Here is a 16,767-nt window from a genome sequence, read left to right as displayed (position 1 = left end):
GCCCGACCCCGCTGCTCAGACGTCGTTGGTGGCGCACCTCCTGACCAGAGGTGGCCGTGCGATCCCGTTAATTTCCGATCGTCCTGAGGCCGCCACGCGAGGCGGCTTTCGTTTGTCCTGTGTGGCGTTCCTCCGGCAAGTTGCTTAAGAGGATGCCATGAACAGGACCGTTTTCTCGCTTCCCGCGACCAGCGACTACAAGACCGCCACGGGCCTCGCGGTGACGCGCAGCGCCCAGCCTTTCACCGGCGGCCAGGCGCTCGACGAACTGATCGATCTGCTCGATCACCGCCGCGGCGTGATGCTGTCGTCCGGCACGACCGTGCCGGGCCGCTACGAGAGCTTCGACCTCGGCTTTGCCGATCCGCCGCTGGCGCTCACCACGCAGGCCGACAAATTCACCATCGAGGCGCTCAATCCGCGCGGCCGGGTGCTGATTGCGTTCCTGTCCGACAAGCTCGAGGAGCCCTGCGTCGTCGTCGAGCAGGCCTGCGCCACCAAAATCAGGGGGCACATCGTCCGCGGCGAGGCTCCGGTCGATGAGGAGCAGCGCACCCGCCGGGCCAGCGCGATCTCGCTGGTGCGCGCCGTCGTCGCCGCGTTCGCCTCGCCGGCTGATCCGATGCTCGGGCTGTACGGCGCCTTTGCCTACGACCTGGTGTTCCAGTTCGAAGACCTGAAGCAGAAGCGGGCCCGTGAGGCCGACCAGCGCGACATCGTGCTGTACGTGCCGGATCGCCTGCTGGCTTATGACCGCGCCACCGGCCGCGGCGTCAGCATCTCGTATGAATTTGCTTGGAAGGGCCAGTCCACCGCCGGCCTGCCGAACGAAACCGCCGAGAGCGTCTATACCCAGACCGGCCGGCAGGGCTTCGCCGATCATGCCCCGGGCGACTATCCCAAGGTGGTCGAGAAGGCCCGTGCGGCGTTCGCCCGCGGCGACCTGTTCGAGGCGGTGCCGGGCCAGCTGTTCGGCGAGCCGTGCGAGCGCTCGCCGGCCGAAGTGTTCAAGCGGTTGTGCCGGATCAATCCGTCGCCTTATGGCGGCCTGCTCAATCTCGGCGACGGCGAATTCCTGGTGTCGGCCTCGCCGGAAATGTTCGTTCGCTCCGACGGCCGCCGGATCGAGACCTGCCCGATCTCCGGCACCATTGCCCGCGGCAGTGATGCGATCAGCGACGCCGAGCAGATCCAGAAGCTCCTGAACTCCGAGAAAGACGAGTTCGAGCTGAACATGTGTACCGACGTCGACCGCAACGACAAAGCGCGGGTCTGCGTGCCGGGCACGATCAAAGTTTTGGCGCGCCGCCAGATCGAGACCTATTCGAAGCTGTTCCACACCGTCGACCATGTCGAAGGCATGCTGCGGCCCGGCTTCGATGCGCTCGACGCCTTCCTCACCCACGCCTGGGCGGTGACGGTCACCGGTGCGCCGAAACTGTGGGCGATGCAGTTCGTCGAGGACAACGAGCGCAGCCCGCGGCGCTGGTACGCCGGCGCGTTCGGCGTGGTCGGCTTCGACGGTTCGATCAACACCGGCCTCACCATCCGCACCATCCGAATGAAGGATGGTCTTGCCGAAGTGCGCGTCGGCGCCACCTGTTTGTTCGATTCCGATCCGGTGGCCGAAGACAAGGAATGCCAGGTCAAGGCCGCGGCGCTGTTCCAGGCGCTGCGCGGCGACCCGGCCAAGCCGCTGTCGGCGGTGGCGCCGGACGCCACCGGCTCGGGCAAGAAGGTGCTGCTGGTCGACCACGACGATTCCTTCGTGCACATGCTGGCGGATTACTTCCGCCAGGTCGGCGCCCAGGTCACGGTGGTGCGCTACGTCCACGGCCTGAAGATGCTGGCCGAGAATGCCTACGATCTGTTGGTGCTGTCGCCCGGCCCCGGCCGGCCGGAGGACTTCAAGATCAAGGACACGATCGACGCCGCGCTCGCCAAGAAGCTGCCGATCTTCGGCGTCTGCCTCGGCGTCCAGGCGATGGGCGAGTATTTCGGCGGCACGCTCGGCCAGCTGGCGCAGCCGGCGCACGGGCGGCCGTCACGGATCCAGGTGCGCGGCGGCACGCTGATGCGCGGCCTGCCGGGCGAGGTCACGATCGGCCGCTACCACTCGCTGTATGTCGACATGCGCGACATGCCGAAGGAGCTGACCGTCACCGCCTCCACCGACGACGGCATCGCGATGGCGATCGAGCACAAGACCCTGCCGGTCGGCGGCGTGCAATTCCACCCCGAGTCGCTGATGTCGCTCGGCGGCGAGGTCGGGCTGCGGATCGTCGAAAACGCCTTCCGGCTCGGCCAGCCAGTCTAGGCCAAATGGCCTGCGGCGCCGATTGATCCAGATCGAAGGCCCGCCGGGGGAGCTCTGCTACCACCTCCGGCGGTAACTCAGCCGAATTGCCCGATTGCGCCTCCCGCCTTCCGATGACGAATTGCGCCCATCCGTAACGAAAGACCCGCGCCGATGACCCCCGAGTTTGCAAACGATTTGAAAGCCAGCGTCCGGGCGATTCCGGATTATCCCAAGCCTGGCATCATCTTCCGCGACATCACCACGCTGCTCGGCGAACCGCGGGCGTTCCGCCGGGCGATCGACGAGCTGGTGCAGCCGTGGGCGGGTTCGAAGATCGACAAGGTGGCGGGCATCGAGGCACGCGGCTTCATCATCGGCGGCGCGATCGCCCATCAGGTCTCATCAGGCTTCGTGCCGATCCGCAAGAAGGGCAAGCTGCCGCACACCTGCGTGTCGATGGAATACGCGCTGGAATACGGCACCGACATCATCGAGATCCACGTCGACGCGCTGAAGCCCGGCGAGAAGGTGATCCTGGTCGACGATCTGATCGCGACCGGCGGCACTGCCGAGGGGGCCATCAAGCTGCTCCGCCAGATCGGTGCCGAAGTCGTGGCCGCCTGCTTTGTGATCGACCTGCCGGAGCTCGGCGGCGCCGCCAAGATCCGTGCCATGGGCGTCCCGGTCCGCACCCTGGTGGCATTCGAAGGGCACTGAGGCTAGGTCCAGCCTGACTCTTTTGGCATTGCCCAACCTCTCCCCGACCTTTTGCGAGGAGAGGTCGGATTGCGTAGCAATCCGCGTGGGGCCAGGCACTGCATATCAGCAAGCTGGCACGCGCTGGGAGGCCGCAGCCCCTCACCCCAGCCCTCTCCCCGCAAGAGCGGGGCGAGGGAGCAGGCTTTGCGGGCGGGAGGCAGCGCTACCGTCCCTGCGTCAGCTCCAGCTCGAGCGCACGGAAGGTCGTGTAGTTGGTGCGGATCCACTGGTTGAGTTCGGTGGAGGCGTCCGGCTCGGCGCGCAGGTAGCCGGTGAACGAGAAGTTCACACGGTCGATATAGGTCTTCAGGAACGGCGGCAGCCCGCGGATTCGCATCACCCGGCCGTGGGCGTACACCGCCGGCAGCTCGCCGAGCAGGATGTGTTCGTTGTCGATGGTGATCAGCTGCCGCGGCGGCACGATATCCTGCAGGTGATCATAGGCCCGCGCCGAATTGCGGTCGGTGTCGGCGAGGAACAGCACCACCGGCGCCACCTGCCGCCGCACCGCTTCCTTGATGAAGCCGATCTCGGCGAAGGTGTCGAAGAACTCGTCGAAGGCGTGGAAGCCGAGGTCGATCACCTTGGCGAGGCCGTCGTTCAGGATCAGCCGATCCATCAGCGCCATCTTGCCGAAGGTATCGTCGACCTGCGCGGTCTCGGTGACGCGCGGCAGATAATCGAGCAGCGACGGTTCTTTGACGTTGATGTCGAACGCCAGCACCGAGCCGCGCTGCAGCAGCAGATATTCGGTGAGCACGCGGGCGATCAGGGTCTTGCCGACGAACGGGCGCGGCGAACAGACGATGTAAACCGGAGTGCGCGACATCAGGCTGTATCGGTCGGGGAAGGCCGTCCGATATAGCCGGTTTCCTCAGCGATGCGAACTATTTCTCGCCCGGCTCGTCGGTCACCGGGGTGCCGCGGCCGTTCTTGTCCTTGCCGACGATGTCGGTCAGCTTGATCCGGTCGAACTCGCTCCAGACATTGGCGAGCCAATGCCGGACATAGCCGCGCAGCACGAAGGAGTAGTTGGCCGGCTCGCCGCTGACGCCCTTGTTGGCGACGAACTTCAGGAACGGCACCGACGACACTTCGACCTGCTCGTACGCCATTTCGTTGAGCTTCGGAATCGTCAGTTCGGTGGCGTCCTTGATGCGGTGGAAGTACGAATTGTAGGTCGCCTGGTCCCACTCGAAGAAGCTGGTGTTGTTGATGAAGTTCTTCGTCAGGAAGTACTTCGCGCCGATCATGAAGTTGGCGGTCTCGGCGATTTCATCGAGCGAGGCGATCGACGGGCCGAGAATATGGAACACCGCGAAGGTGATCTGGCCGGAGCGCGCCGCATCGAGGAAGCCGATGTCGCGCAACGAGGCCAGGGCGGGCGACAACAGGCCGGCGCGGACGTCGATCACGGTCACCGACGGCACCGCCGAGTTCAGCGTGTCGAAGATCTTCATCTGGTCGGCCGTCGACGTCATGTCGACGATCTCGGTGATGTCGGGATGGAAGCGCTTCAGCGTGCCGCGCGGCGACTCGGTGTCGAAGGCGCGGGTCGGAACGTTGTTGGCGCTGAAATAGTCGAGCAGGGTGCGCGACACCGTGGTTTTGCCCACGCCGCCCTTGTCTGCGCCGACGACGATCACTGCTGGCTTCGCCATGAGATTCCTTTACCGGCCGGTTCGATCCCCCACCGCGGCCGTGCCGGCCAAGGTGCAGACCTCTGCTTTGGGCGCGAACATGGCAGAAACAAGGGATAATTCAATCGGTCGGGCAATGACGCCTGCGGGTCCTCAACAAATTCGTTCAGATGCGAGGCAGTGCCGCTGATTTGGGCGGTCAGCCGCGCCGGCCCCAAGGTCCGCGCAGCAGCGACGGTTTCGGCGTCGGCGCGGGCGTGTCGCTCCAAGGTCCGTGCGGCGGCTCGGCGGAAGCTGGCGCTTCACCATCGACCTTCGAACCTTCCCGACTGGCGGCGGTGTCATTGTCATCCTGCTCCGCCGGCAAAGCGGGCAGCGGCGGCTGGTAATGTCCGCCGGCAAACTTGACCAGCGCGTCGACCCGCGCCTCGACCGAAGGGTGGGTGGCGAACAGATCGGAGAAGCCGGAGCGCGGATTGTCGACGCACATCTCCATCACCGCCGAGGTCGCGCCCGGCAGTTCGCCGCGGTTCTCGATCTTGCGCAGTGCGGAGATCATCGAATCCGGATTCTTGGTCAGTTCCACCGAGCCGGCGTCGGCGAGGAATTCGCGCGACCGCGACAGCGCCAGCTTCACCACCTGCGACAGCAGCCAAGCCAGCAGGATCAGTACGATCGCCAGGATCACCACGATGATCGCGCCGCCGCCGCTCTTGCGGTCGCCCGACGACGAGGAGGAAGAGGACGACGACGAGCCGCCGCCCGACCAGCCGCCGCCGATCCGTACCCCGCCCTGGAAGAACAGCCTGAACATCAACTCGCCGAAGAATCCGACGACGCCGGCGATGATCACCGCGATCACCATCATCTGGACATCGCCGTTCCTGATGTGGGTCAGCTCGTGCGCCAGCACCGCTTCGAGTTCGGCATCGTCGAGCCGCTCCACCAGCCCCGATGTCACCGTGACGGCGTATTGCTTGGTGTTGAGGCCGCTGGCGAAGGCGTTCAACGCTTCGCTGTCCATGATCTTCAGCTTCGGCATCGGAATGCCGCGCGAGATGCACAGGTTCTCGAGCAGATTATACAGCCGCGGCTGTTCGGTCCGCGTCACCGTATGGCCGCCGGTCACGGCGTCGATCAGCTTCTGGTGGAAGAAATAGGCGATCACGATCCACAGCGCCGCGCCGATGGTGGCGAACGGCGCCGCCTTGATCAGGTCAGCGGTGGCGGCGCGCAGATAGTCCGGCACCGTGCGCTCGCCATCGATCATCACCTCGGCGATCAGTGCGCCGGCATAGACCAGCACGTACACCAGCACGAACAGCCCGATCAGCAGCACGACCGACCGGGTCTTGTTGGCGGCGATGTGGGTGTAGAGACCGTAGGCGGCCATGATGGGTGTCCAATCCTCGCAGCGCCGGCCTGAACCTCCCTCCCCCTTGCGGGGAGGGTGGCCGGCCGTAAGGCCGGTCGGGTGGGGGTGGACGCGAGCACGGAGTTCGTGGCCCCCAACCCCCGACCCCTCCCCGCAAGGGGGAGGGGAGCGAGAGGCGTTCGAACTAGAACTTCACCTGCGGCACCTGCTCGACCTGGGTGCGCGTCTCGCCGAGGTCGAAGTAGTCCTTGTGGGTGAAGCCGAGGGGGGCGGCGAACAGCGCGGCGGGCATCTGCTGGATGCCGGTGTTGTACTCCTGCACGGCGTTGTTGAAGAACCGGCGGCTCGCCGCGATCTTGTTCTCGATGTCGCTGAGCTCGCCCTGTAGCTGCTGGAAATTGGCGTTGGCCTTGAGGTCCGGATAGGCCTCGCCGAGCGCGATCAGCCGGCCGAGCGAGGCGGTCAGCGCGTTCTCGGCCGCGGCCATCTGGCCGGGCCCCTGCGCCGAGATCGCGGCGTTGCGCGCCTTGACGACGTCTTCGAGCGTCGAGCGCTCGTGCGCCGCATAGCCCTTCACGGTCTCGACCAGGTTCGGAATCAGATCGTGCCGCTGCTTGAGCTGCACGTCGATGTCGGCGAACGCCTGTCCGACGCGTTGCCGCAGCGCCACCAGGCGGTTGTAGGTCACGAGCGCATACAGCGCGAGCGCGACGACGATGCCGAGAAAGATCCACATATTGCCGGTTCCCATTCAACGACGACCCTGCACCTTGCGCCTGAACGGCACGCGTGCGGCCGGGACCGCGCCACCCGCGCGGCACCTGTAGGTCGTCGCGGCAGGTTGAAGCGTTCAATCGACGGTGTCGCCCCAGTCGAGACGGCGGAAGCGGGCGTAGGCGGGCTTGTCGCGGCGGGGGGCGACGGCGAGCTTGAGCTTGCCGGCCGGCGTGCAGAGTTTGGCGGTGATCGCCGCCTTGGTCTGCTCGGGCTGCGCCAGCACGCGCGCCGGCCGCTCCGGCAATGCAGCGCGCGTCAGCGCCACGTAGCTGAACTTCTCGTCTTCGAACGGGACGTCGGCGGCCTTGAGCTGCAGATGCAGCTTCGAGCGCGGCAGCCGCTGCACGAAGTGGCACCAGTCCGGTGCGGTCAGCGGACAGGCGGCCTCGTGCGGGCAAGGCGCGATCACGCGCGCGCCTTGGGCGATCAGCCGGTCGCGCAGGTCGAGGATGCGCTGGTAGCCGGCGGGCGTGCCGGGTTCGACCACCAGCAGCGTATCTGTGGTCTTACGCCACAGCGCGTCGGCAAAGGTTGCGCGAGCGGTGTCGGAGAGCTCGTTGATGACGTAGCTGGCGATCACCAGCGCCGCCTCCGGTGCATCGGCCAGCGCCTTGCCGGCGTCGCCGAGCCGGTAGTCGATCGCCGGCAGGCGCGTTGCCTCAGCGAGCTGGAGAGCGAGGTTGCGCAGCGCCGGATTGGCGTCGAGCAGCGTGAAGCGCTGCAGCGTTTCGAACGCCTGCGCGGCGGCCCAGCTCGCGGTGCCAGGCCCGGCGCCGACATCGAGCAGCGTGGCCGGGGCGAAGTCGGGGCGGATCGCAGACAGCGCGTTGAGACAGGCGATCACCGCCGCGTAGGTCGCAGGCATCCGCGCGCCCGCATAGGCCAGCGCGTCGGCTTCGCTGGTGATCGGCGCCGAGGTGCCGCCGCCGCGATAGGTCAGCGAAATCCGCTCCGCACGCGCCGCCGTGTCGGCGCGTGCGAGGCCGTGCAGCTTGTGCTCCAGCGCGGCTCTGAGTTCGGCGGGGAGGGATGGGGGGATCAACAGCTCACCCTTTGCCGGGTGACACCGCGTTTCGCCGGCAGCGAGGGAGTACAGCTGCTCGATGTGTCGCCGCTCAATGGTGTGTCATGCGCGGGCTTGACCCGCGCATCCATCAGCGCGCGCAGCGCGCAGCACGAAGATGATTTGCGAACAAGATGGATCGCCGGGTCAAGCCCGGCGATGACGGATCCGTCGATCCTTCTGCGCCGCGTCACTGCCTTGGCGCGAGCGCCGCTCACGCCACGTTCTGATCGAGAATATCCACCGCGCCCTGGAGGTCGACGGAGACCAGCTGGGAGACGCCGCGTTCGGCCATGGTGACGCCGAACAGGCGGTTCATGCGGGCCATGGTGATCGGGTTGTGGGTGATGGTGATGAACCGGGTTTCCGTGGTCTTCGCCATGTCGGTGAGCAGGTCGCAGAACCGTTCGACGTTGTGGTCGTCGAGCGGCGCGTCGACTTCGTCCAGCACGCAGATCGGCGACGGGTTGGTCAAGAACACCGCGAAGATCAGCGCCATCGCGGTCAGCGCCTGCTCGCCGCCCGAGAGCAGCGACAGCGACTGCGGTTTCTTGCCCGGCGGCTTGGCGATAATGTCGAGACCGGCTTCGAGCGGATCGTCGCTTTCGATCAGCTTCAGCTCGGCTTCGCCGCCGCCGAACAGCGTGGTGAACAGCCGCTTGAAGTGACCGTTGACGACGTCGAACGAGGCGAGCAGCCGCTCGCGGGCTTCCTTGTTCAGGCTCTGGATGCCGGTGCGCAGCTTCTTGATCGCTTCGACCAGATCGTCGCGCTCGGCAGCCAGCGTGCCGTGCTGGGTCTCGACCTCGTTGAGTTCTTCCTCGGCGCGCAGGTTGACGGCGCCGAGCCGCTCGCGGTCGCGGCGCAGCTTGTCCAGGCTCTCTTCGATCTCGGCGAGCGGCGGCAGGTCGGCGCCCTCGGTGATCTCGGCAAGCTGGGCGGCGGCCTGCGGCTCGACCTCGAGCATGTCGCGGATTTCGCGCTCGACGTCTTCGAGCCGGCGGCGGGCCGCTTCCATCCGCTCCTCGGCGCGGGCGCAGGCTTCGCGAGCGCTGGAGAGCTGTTCGAGCGAGGCTTTCGCCAGCCGGTCGGTCTCGGACATCGCCTGTTCGGCGGCTGCCAGCGCGTCGGCGGCGGCGCGGCGATCGGCTTCGGCGAATTCGATCTCGGTGATCACCGCGCTGCGCTTCTCGGCGAACACTTCGGGCGCGTTCTCGAGCTCTGCGCGCTCGGCGGTGAGTTCGGCGACGCGCTCTTCGACGGTGGCGATCTGCGACGCCGCGCCGGCCTTGCGCTTCTGCCAGTCCATCCGCTCGGCGGCGATCGCCTGCAGCCGCTTGTCGGCGAGCTCGGCTTCGCGCGCCAGCGCCTGGGCTTCGGCGCGGATCTGCGCGGCGATACGGCGGCGGCCGTCGATGTCGCCGCGCACCGCGGCGAGGCGGGCTTCGGCTTCGGTGTTCGGCTCCAGATCGGCGATCTGGGCCTCGGCGTTCTCCAGCGCGGCCTCGGCTTCGGCGCGGTCGGTGGCGAGGCGCGACTGCGCTTCGGCCAGCGCCGACTTGCGCGCGGCGTGGCGGTTGACCTCGCGCTCGGCGGCGGCGAAGCGCTCACGGGCGGCGTCGACTTCGCGGCGAGCGCCGCGCAGCGCCTCACGTGAGGCGGTCTCGGCGGCGGCCGCCATCTTTAATTCGGCTTCGGCGGTCTCCAGCGCCTGGCGCTTGGCGGCGGCGTCGATCCGGGCCTGCTCGAGTTCGTTCTCGATGTCGGTCAGGCGGGCGCGTTCGGCGAGACGGCGGGCGGCGCCGGTCGGCGCATGGGCCGAAGCGACGAAGCCGTCCCAGCGCCAGACGTCGCCGTCGAGCGACACCAGCCGCTGGCCGGTCTTGAGCTTTTCGCACAGCTCATTGCCGCGTTCCTTGGTGACGACGCCGATCTGGGCGAGGCGGCGCGCCAGCTCCGGCGGCGCGGTGACGTGCTGCGCCAGCGCCTCGACGCCTTCCGGCAGCGCCGGATCTTCCGGCTGCACGCCGACATCGGTCCAGCGCATCGGCGCCGACGGATCGACCGGCGCGTCGAGATCGTCGCCGAGCACGGCGCCGATCGCTTTCTCATAGCCCTTGGCGACGGTGATGCCGTCGATGATCGGCGGCCACAGATTCTTGGTCTCGCCGTTGAGGATCTTGCTGATCGTCTTGGCTTCGGTCTCGAGCCGCTGCACCTTCTTATCAGCTTCGACCAGCGGCGCCCGCGAGCCGTCCAGCGTCTGCCGCGCGGCGATTTGCGCGGCTTCGGCCGCCTGCACCGCGGCTTCCTGCTCGGCCAGCAGCTCTTGGGCAATCTCGACCGCTTCGGCGAGTTCGGTCAGGTCGCCGGCGCCGGAGGTCTCGGCGGACAGCCGGTCGATCTCGCTCTCGACGTTCTTGATCTCGGTATCGAGCCGCGCCAGCCGGTCGCGATGGGTGCGGACGCTCTGTTCGAACTGGTTGCGCCGCGCGGTGAGTTCGGCGAGCTGGGTGGTGAGTTCGGCGAACAGCTGCTCGGCTTCGCTCAGCGAGGCATCGGCTTCGGCGACACGCTCGTCGACGCCGCTACGCTTCTCGACCCGCTCCAGGATCTCTTCGCGCAGCTCGACGTCTTCGGTGTCGAGCCGCTCCAGCGCGGCGTCGGCATCGATCGCCTGCTGCTGCTCGCGCGCGACGTCGGAGGAGAACTGCGTCAGCCGCCGCTCCAGTTCGACCACGCGCTCCTTGGCGCGGGCTTCTTCACGGTCGAGCTGTTCGCGGGCATTGATCAGCCGCTGCAGGCCGGCGGCGGCGCGGGCTTCCGCCTCGCGCAGGCTCGGCAAAGTGGAGGCGCGCTCGGCCTGGATGCGGGAGGCCTCGGCCTGGACGCGGGTGCATTCGGCGAGCTGGCGCACCCCGAGATCGTGCACCTCGGCGGCGGCGCCGACTTCGGCCTGCGCGTCGCGCCAGCGCAGGTGGTACAGCATCGCTTCGGTCTTACGGACCTTGGCGGCGACCTCGCGGAACCGGATCGCCTGGCGCGCCTGCTTCTTCAGGCCGTCGACCTGGGTCGAGAGCTGGCCGATCACGTCCTCGACGCGGGTCAGGTTGGTTTCGGCCGCCTTCAGCCGAAGCTCGGCTTCGTGGCGGCGGGCGTGCAGACCGGCAACGCCGGCGGCGTCTTCCAGCACGCGGCGGCGCTGTTCCGGCTTGGCCTGGATGATTTCACCGATCTTGCCTTGGTGGACCAGCGCCGGCGACCGGGCGCCGGTGGCGGCGTCGGCGAACAGCAGCTGCACGTCGCGGGCGCGGACTTCGCGGCCGTTGATGCGATACACCGAGCCGGCCTCGCGCTCGATCCGGCGCGAGATATCCAGGGTGTCGGAATCGTTCAGCGCGGCCGGCGCGGTGCGATCGGAATTGTCGATCGACATCACCACTTCGGCGTGGTTGCGCGCCGGACGGTTGCCCGAGCCGGCGAAGATCACCGCGTCCATGTCGGTCGCGCGCAGCGATTTGTGCGAAGTTTCGCCCATCGCCCAGCGCAGCGCTTCCACCAGATTGGACTTGCCGCAGCCGTTCGGCCCGACCACGCCGGTCAGACCCGGCTCGATCATGAAGTCGGTGGGCTCGACGAACGACTTGAAGCCGTGGAGGCGGAGACGCGTGAGTTTCATCTGGTCCGATGCTCTATGGGCCGCGATTCGTGCGGCTGTAGCGAATCTCTCAAGCGCGACAATACCATAGGTTGTCCCGCCCGGTCGCAACTCGCTCGCAGCCATCAGCGTTGAGCCGCCGACAATGGCCGCCGATTAAGGCAGGAGCAACCACGCGGAAGGGCTTTTCCACGGCGGGATTCGCAGGAAATGCGCGATAAATCTGGGGATTTCGGACGCTGCTGACTGTGTCGGTCGCAACCAGGTGTTGCCCATTCTCTGAAAGGCTTGCTTACGCAACGTTCGCCATTCCGGATTGCGCGCTTTGCGCGCAAGTCCGGAATCCATAAGCCGTGAGGTCGCGGTTGCGATGATCTGCCGGACGTAACTTCGATCGATCCGCAGCGCAGGGGGATATGAAATCCGGCTCGCGCTACGCACGAACGTGAGGGGATTCGCCCTCGTCATCCGCGGGCTCGACCCGCTGATCCATCGCGCGTCAGCGCGCTAACTGGAAGGCCGTCTTGCGAAGGAGATGGATTGCCGGGTCAAGCCCGGCAATGACGGTGGTGAAGGGATCGCGCGCAGTTCTGGCACCAGGCAGAGAACGCCCCCCGCCTCAGCTCTTCTTCGCCAGCAGGGCGTCGATGCGCTTGGCGAATTCGTCGAACGAGTTCTCGCCGCGCAGCATTTCGCCGTTGATGAAGAAGGTCGGGGTGGCGTTCACCTTCAGCACTTCGTTGGCGTACTTCTGGTCGGCGGCGATCTTGTCGAGCAGCTTCTGGTCCTTCAGGCAGGCTTCGACCTCTTCGCCCGACAGGCCGGCCTGCTTGCCGATGCGCTTGAGCTGCTCGGTGGTGTCTTTCAGCACCCACTCGGTCTGGCTCTTGAACAGCACGTCGGTGACCGCGAAGTACTTGGCGGAATCCTCCTTGGCGATGCAACGCGACAGCATCGAGCCGGCGGCGGCCTTGATGTCGAGCGGGAATTCCCGGAACACGTAGCGGATCTTGCCGGTGTCGATGTAGGCCTTCTTGATCTGCGGATAGACCTGCTCGTTGAACGCGGCGCAGTGCGAGCAGGTCAGCGAGGCGTATTCGGTGATGGTGACGGCGGCGTCCTTCGGGCCGAGCGCCATGTCGGGCAGCGACATCGGCTTGGCGACATCGGCGGCCGCCGCGGCTTCCTTGCTCTGGGCGAAGGCCGGGTCGATCAGCCGGAACGGCGAAATGCCGGCGACGGCGAAGACCCCGGTCAGCGACAAGGCGGCGGTAAAAGTGCGGCGCGTGATCATCGGCAAACAGCTCCAGTTCGGCGGGACACGCCGCGGACAACGACACGTCAGCGGCGCTTCAGCCGCACGACCTTGGGATTGTCGCTAGCTTGAAACAACAATTGTGGCAATGCCGGGCCTGAACACCGCCAAAACCGCCGGCGTCACTTCCGCTTGATCGTCGCGCCGAGCCGCGCCAGCGCGTCGCGCAGCTCCTGATCGGCGACCTGGTCGAGCGTCGCAGCGACGCGGGCGACCGCTGCCGGATCGGGACCGGGCGGCACGGTCTTGCGCGGCCGGCGCGACAGCGGCGCCTGGCGCAGCGCGATCCGCCCGACCGCATTCCAGCCGAGGAAGCGGTTGACCCGCTCCAGGATCAGGTCCGAGGAATGCTGGATCTCCAGCGCCATCGGGCCTTCGACCCGCAGCACCAGCGTCGCCGGTTCCACCGGCTGGCCGTCGACCGGGCGCGGCCACTGCATCTTCAGCGGCTCGGAATGCGCCGCGATCTGAGGCCCGGCGATCTCGGACCAGCGCGTCACCAATTCGCGCGCCGCAAAGCCCTGCTTGGCGAACGCTTCTGACAGCGTTGCGCCCAACAGGCCGGACAGGGGCTTGGCGGAGATCGGGCCGGGCTTGCTCATGCAGGGACGCTTTGCGACGATACCGCTCATGAGTCTAGCAGGCGCGGCGCCGCGGCGGAAACAATCCCCGGTCATCACAGCAGAGCACGATCCGGCCGACGCTTCGTTGCGTGCGCGGCCCGCCGCGCTGCTCGCTTGGTACGACCGGCATCGCCGCAGTCTGCCGTGGCGGGCGCCGCCCGGCACGACGGCCGATCCTTACGCGGTGTGGCTGTCGGAGATCATGCTGCAGCAGACCACGGTGCGGGCGGTTGGGCCTTATTTCGACAAGTTCATGGCGCGGTGGCCGACCGTGACGGCGCTGGGCGAGGCCTCGCTCGACGATGTGCTGAAGATGTGGGCCGGGCTCGGCTACTACTCGCGGGCCCGCAATCTGCACGCCTGCGCGGTGGCGGTGACTCGCCAGTATGGCGGACGCTTTCCGGATACGGAGGAGGGGCTGCGGGCTCTGCCTGGCGTCGGGCCCTACACTGCGGCCGCCATCGCGGCGATCGCGTTCAGCCGGCGGACGATGCCGGTCGATGGCAATATCGAGCGGGTGGTGTCGCGGCTATACGCGGTCGAAGACGAACTGCCGAAGGCCAAGCCGCGCATCAAGGCGCTGGCCGAGACGTTGCTCGGCCCGTCCCGCGCCGGCGACAGCGCCCAGGCGCTGATGGATCTCGGCGCCACCATCTGCACCCCGAAGAAGCCGGTCTGCGCGCTGTGCCCGCTGATGCAAGGCTGTGCCGCGCGGCTGCGCGGTGACGCCGAGAGCTTCCCGCGCAAGGCGCCGAAGAAGACCGGGGCGCTGCGCCGCGGCGCCGCCTTCGTGGTGATCCGCGGCGATCAGGTGCTGGTCCGCAGCCGCCCCGCCAAGGGCCTGCTCGGCGGCATGACCGAGGTGCCGAATTCCGACTGGCTGGCCGATCAGGACGAGACCGCCGCCAAGGCCCAGGCCCCCGTGCTGAAAGGCGTCACCCGCTGGCACCGCAAAGCCGGGCTCGTCAGCCACGTGTTCACGCACTTCCCGCTGGAGCTGACCGTGTATGTGGCGCATGCCTCGGCCGCGACCCGAGCCCCGGCCGGCATGCGCTGGACGCAGATCTCGGCGCTGTCGGACGAGGCTTTGCCCAATCTGATGCGCAAGGTGATCGCCCATGGCCTCGGTGATTAAGGCATCAAGATACCGTTTATCATCGTCAGGGACCTCGAAAGCGGTATCTGGATGGTGCGTACATTAATAATATGAACTTTAGTAATTCACCTTTGGTGGAATAAACCCATTCGCAACAGTTCTGCGAATAACGAGCAGGCGCAAATGAGTTCCATCGAGGTCATCTATGCGCCACGTCACGCCCAGCGGACGGGAGGCCTTCTTCCCAGCTTCTGAATTGATCGTCTCCAAGACCGACACCAAAGGGCGGCTGACCTATGCCAACCGCCTGTTCTGCGATGTCGCCGGCTACAGCGAGGCGGAGTTGATCGGCCAGCCGCACAACGTCATCCGCCATCCCGATATGCCGCGCGCGGTGTTCAAGCTGCTGTGGGACGCCGTGCAGCAGGGCCGCGAAATCTTCGCCTATGTGAAGAACATGACGCGCAACGGCGACCACTATTGGGTGTTCGCGCACGTCACGCCGTCGTTCGACGGCACGGGGCGGATCGTCGGCTATCACTCCAACCGGCGCGCGCCGGATCGCGGCGTGCTCGAAGGCGCGATCATCCCGCTCTACGCCGAAATCCTCCGCACCGAGCGCAGCCACCGCAACGCCAAAGAGGCGCTTGCCGCCGGCTCTCGCGCCCTGTCCGATTTCGTCGCTTCCCAGAAGGCCTCCTATGACGAACTTATGTTCTCTCTCAAGAGCGCGGCTTAACGTCGCCGGATTGATCGTCGCCGCGGGCGCGGCGGTGGTATGTGGCGTGTTCGAGTACTACGTCGCCGCGATGGTGATCCAAGGCGTCGTCATGGCGTTCGCCGGGCTGGCGCTGTTCCGCATCAGCCAGACACGTCGGCTGCTCGGCGAGGCCAGCGACGTCTGCCGCCGCATCGCCGACGGCGATTTCGAAGCGCGAATCCTCGGCATTCCGGATGACGGCCGCACCGGCACGCTGCTGCGCGCGATCAACGACATGATCGACGATTGCGACGCCTTCGTTCGCGAGGCGACCGCGGCGATGACCGCGATGCATCACAACAAGTACTTCCGCCGCATCCTGCCGGGCGGGCTGCACGGTGCGCTGCTGCACGGCGCCGGCGCCATCAATACGGCCGCCGAAAACATCGAGCGGCGGATCAAGAGCTTCGAAGGCCGCACCGCGGAGCTGGAGGCGACCACGAGTGCGATCGTCACGGCACTCGACCAAGGCTCGGCCGAGATGAAAGACACCGCCGGCACGCTGACGGTCGGCGCGTCCTCTGCACGCGAGCAGCTGGCTTCGGTCGCAGCGGCGTCCGAACAGGCCGCGGCCAATATGCAGTCGGTCGCGTCGGCCACCTCTGAGCTGACGTCGAGCGCCAGCGGCGTGCGTGCCGAGATCGATCGCTCCGCCGAGATCGTCGCGCGGGCGGTGAGTAGCGTCGGCGAGGCCACCGGCAATGTCGATGCGCTGAAGCAGGTCGCCAACAACATCGGCGAGATGGTCAAGGCGATCGAAGCGATCGCCAGCCAGACCAATCTGCTCGCGCTCAACGCCACGATCGAAGCGGCGCGCGCCGGCGATGCCGGCCGCGGCTTTGCCGTGGTGGCGCACGAGGTGAAGGCGCTGGCGTCGCAGACCGCGCAGTTCACCGGCGAGATCGAAGCGCAGGTCGGCCAGGTTCACGGCGCGGCCGGCGCGGTGAGCAGCTCGATCGGCGAGATCGGCACCGTCATTGCGGAGATCGATAGCATCACCCGTCAGGTCGCCGGTGCAGCAGGCGCGCAGTCGCAATCGACCGCCGAGATCGCACGCAATATCGACGAGGCGTTCGCGGTGGTGCGTGAGATCTCCGAAACAATCCACGTGCTCGCCGGCAATGCCGAGGACAACGAACGCGCGGCGGCGTCGACGATGACTACCTCGGCGCAGCTGTCCTCACAGTCGGAGCAGCTTGCCGAGCAGATCAACGGTTATCTCGGCCAGGTCCGCAAGGAACTGGTGGAACAACGAGCCGCATGAGTTCAGCGAGGCCGGCGAACTGATCGTCGGCCTCGCCGGGTTCCATCGAGCGGCTTCGTACGAATACGTGTTTGGCCCCATCGGCGTGACGTGAGGCGTAGGCTTTAAGACAAATTCAAACCCCTGAACTTACCTAAA

At 66.9% G+C, this 16,767-nt stretch carries 13 protein-coding genes; 5 read left to right on the top strand and 8 right to left on the bottom strand.

The annotated features are described in order from the left end of the window. The first annotated feature begins 157 nt into the window (after positions 1–157). Positions 158–2,317, top strand: coding sequence for an anthranilate synthase component I (locus tag RPPS3_RS22680; RefSeq protein ID WP_107346062.1), 2,160 nt, complete (start codon positions 158–160; stop codon positions 2,315–2,317). A gap of 153 nt (positions 2,318–2,470) precedes the next feature. After that, positions 2,471–3,016, top strand: a complete 546-nt coding sequence (locus RPPS3_RS22675; protein WP_107346061.1) for an adenine phosphoribosyltransferase — start codon at positions 2,471–2,473, stop codon at positions 3,014–3,016. Between the two features lie 205 nt (positions 3,017–3,221). Here the strand turns inward: RPPS3_RS22675 and RPPS3_RS22670 are convergent, their stop codons facing one another. The 8 genes from RPPS3_RS22670 to RPPS3_RS22635 all read right to left on the bottom strand — a co-directional run bounded on the left by RPPS3_RS22670 (position 3,222) and on the right by RPPS3_RS22635 (position 13,488). Next, positions 3,222–3,887 (bottom strand): hypothetical protein, encoded by a 666-nt coding sequence (locus RPPS3_RS22670; protein WP_107346060.1) that lies wholly within the window; start codon positions 3,885–3,887, stop codon positions 3,222–3,224. 58 nt (positions 3,888–3,945) lie between these two features. After that, positions 3,946–4,719: a hypothetical protein gene (locus RPPS3_RS22665; protein WP_011160028.1), complete on the bottom strand. Its 774-nt coding sequence runs from the start codon at positions 4,717–4,719 to the stop codon at positions 3,946–3,948. Between the two features lie 178 nt (positions 4,720–4,897). Beyond that, complete coding sequence (locus RPPS3_RS22660; RefSeq protein ID WP_107346059.1) at positions 4,898–6,091, bottom strand: M48 family metallopeptidase; 1,194 nt, start codon at positions 6,089–6,091, stop codon at positions 4,898–4,900. A gap of 166 nt (positions 6,092–6,257) precedes the next feature. Next, the gene (locus RPPS3_RS22655) at positions 6,258–6,824 is read right to left on the bottom strand and encodes a LemA family protein (RefSeq protein ID WP_107346058.1); all 567 of its coding nucleotides are present in this window, start codon (positions 6,822–6,824) and stop codon (positions 6,258–6,260) included. A 99-nt stretch (positions 6,825–6,923) separates the two neighbouring features. Then, positions 6,924–7,892: a small ribosomal subunit Rsm22 family protein gene (locus RPPS3_RS22650; protein WP_107346057.1), complete on the bottom strand. Its 969-nt coding sequence runs from the start codon at positions 7,890–7,892 to the stop codon at positions 6,924–6,926. A gap of 235 nt (positions 7,893–8,127) precedes the next feature. Beyond that, positions 8,128–11,592: a chromosome segregation protein SMC gene (gene smc / locus RPPS3_RS22645; protein ID WP_107346056.1), complete on the bottom strand. Its 3,465-nt coding sequence runs from the start codon at positions 11,590–11,592 to the stop codon at positions 8,128–8,130. 598 nt (positions 11,593–12,190) lie between these two features. After that, on the bottom strand, positions 12,191–12,865 hold the full coding sequence (locus RPPS3_RS22640) for a DsbA family protein (protein WP_107346055.1): 675 nt from the start codon (positions 12,863–12,865) through the stop codon (positions 12,191–12,193). Positions 12,866–13,008: 143 nt separating this feature from the next. After that, positions 13,009–13,488: a DUF721 domain-containing protein gene (locus tag RPPS3_RS22635; RefSeq protein WP_107346739.1), complete on the bottom strand. Its 480-nt coding sequence runs from the start codon at positions 13,486–13,488 to the stop codon at positions 13,009–13,011. A gap of 28 nt (positions 13,489–13,516) precedes the next feature. Between RPPS3_RS22635 and mutY the strand changes: the two genes are divergently transcribed. From mutY to RPPS3_RS22620, 3 genes are all read left to right on the top strand, one after another. Beyond that, on the top strand, positions 13,517–14,644 hold the full coding sequence (gene mutY / locus RPPS3_RS22630) for an A/G-specific adenine glycosylase (RefSeq protein ID WP_199852169.1): 1,128 nt from the start codon (positions 13,517–13,519) through the stop codon (positions 14,642–14,644). 166 nt (positions 14,645–14,810) lie between these two features. Next, entirely contained in the window at positions 14,811–15,344 is a 534-nt protein-coding gene (locus RPPS3_RS22625) for a PAS domain-containing protein (RefSeq protein ID WP_107346053.1), read from the top strand. A 10-nt stretch (positions 15,345–15,354) separates the two neighbouring features. After that, entirely contained in the window at positions 15,355–16,629 is a 1,275-nt protein-coding gene (locus tag RPPS3_RS22620; protein WP_283812307.1) for a methyl-accepting chemotaxis protein, read from the top strand. The last annotated feature ends 138 nt before the right edge of the window (positions 16,630–16,767 follow it).

Source organism: Rhodopseudomonas palustris (assembly GCF_003031265.1).
Lineage (GTDB): Bacteria > Pseudomonadota > Alphaproteobacteria > Rhizobiales > Xanthobacteraceae > Rhodopseudomonas > Rhodopseudomonas palustris_H.
Note: the sequence above shows the minus strand (reverse complement) of the source record. Positions and strands in the feature narration are given on the sequence as shown.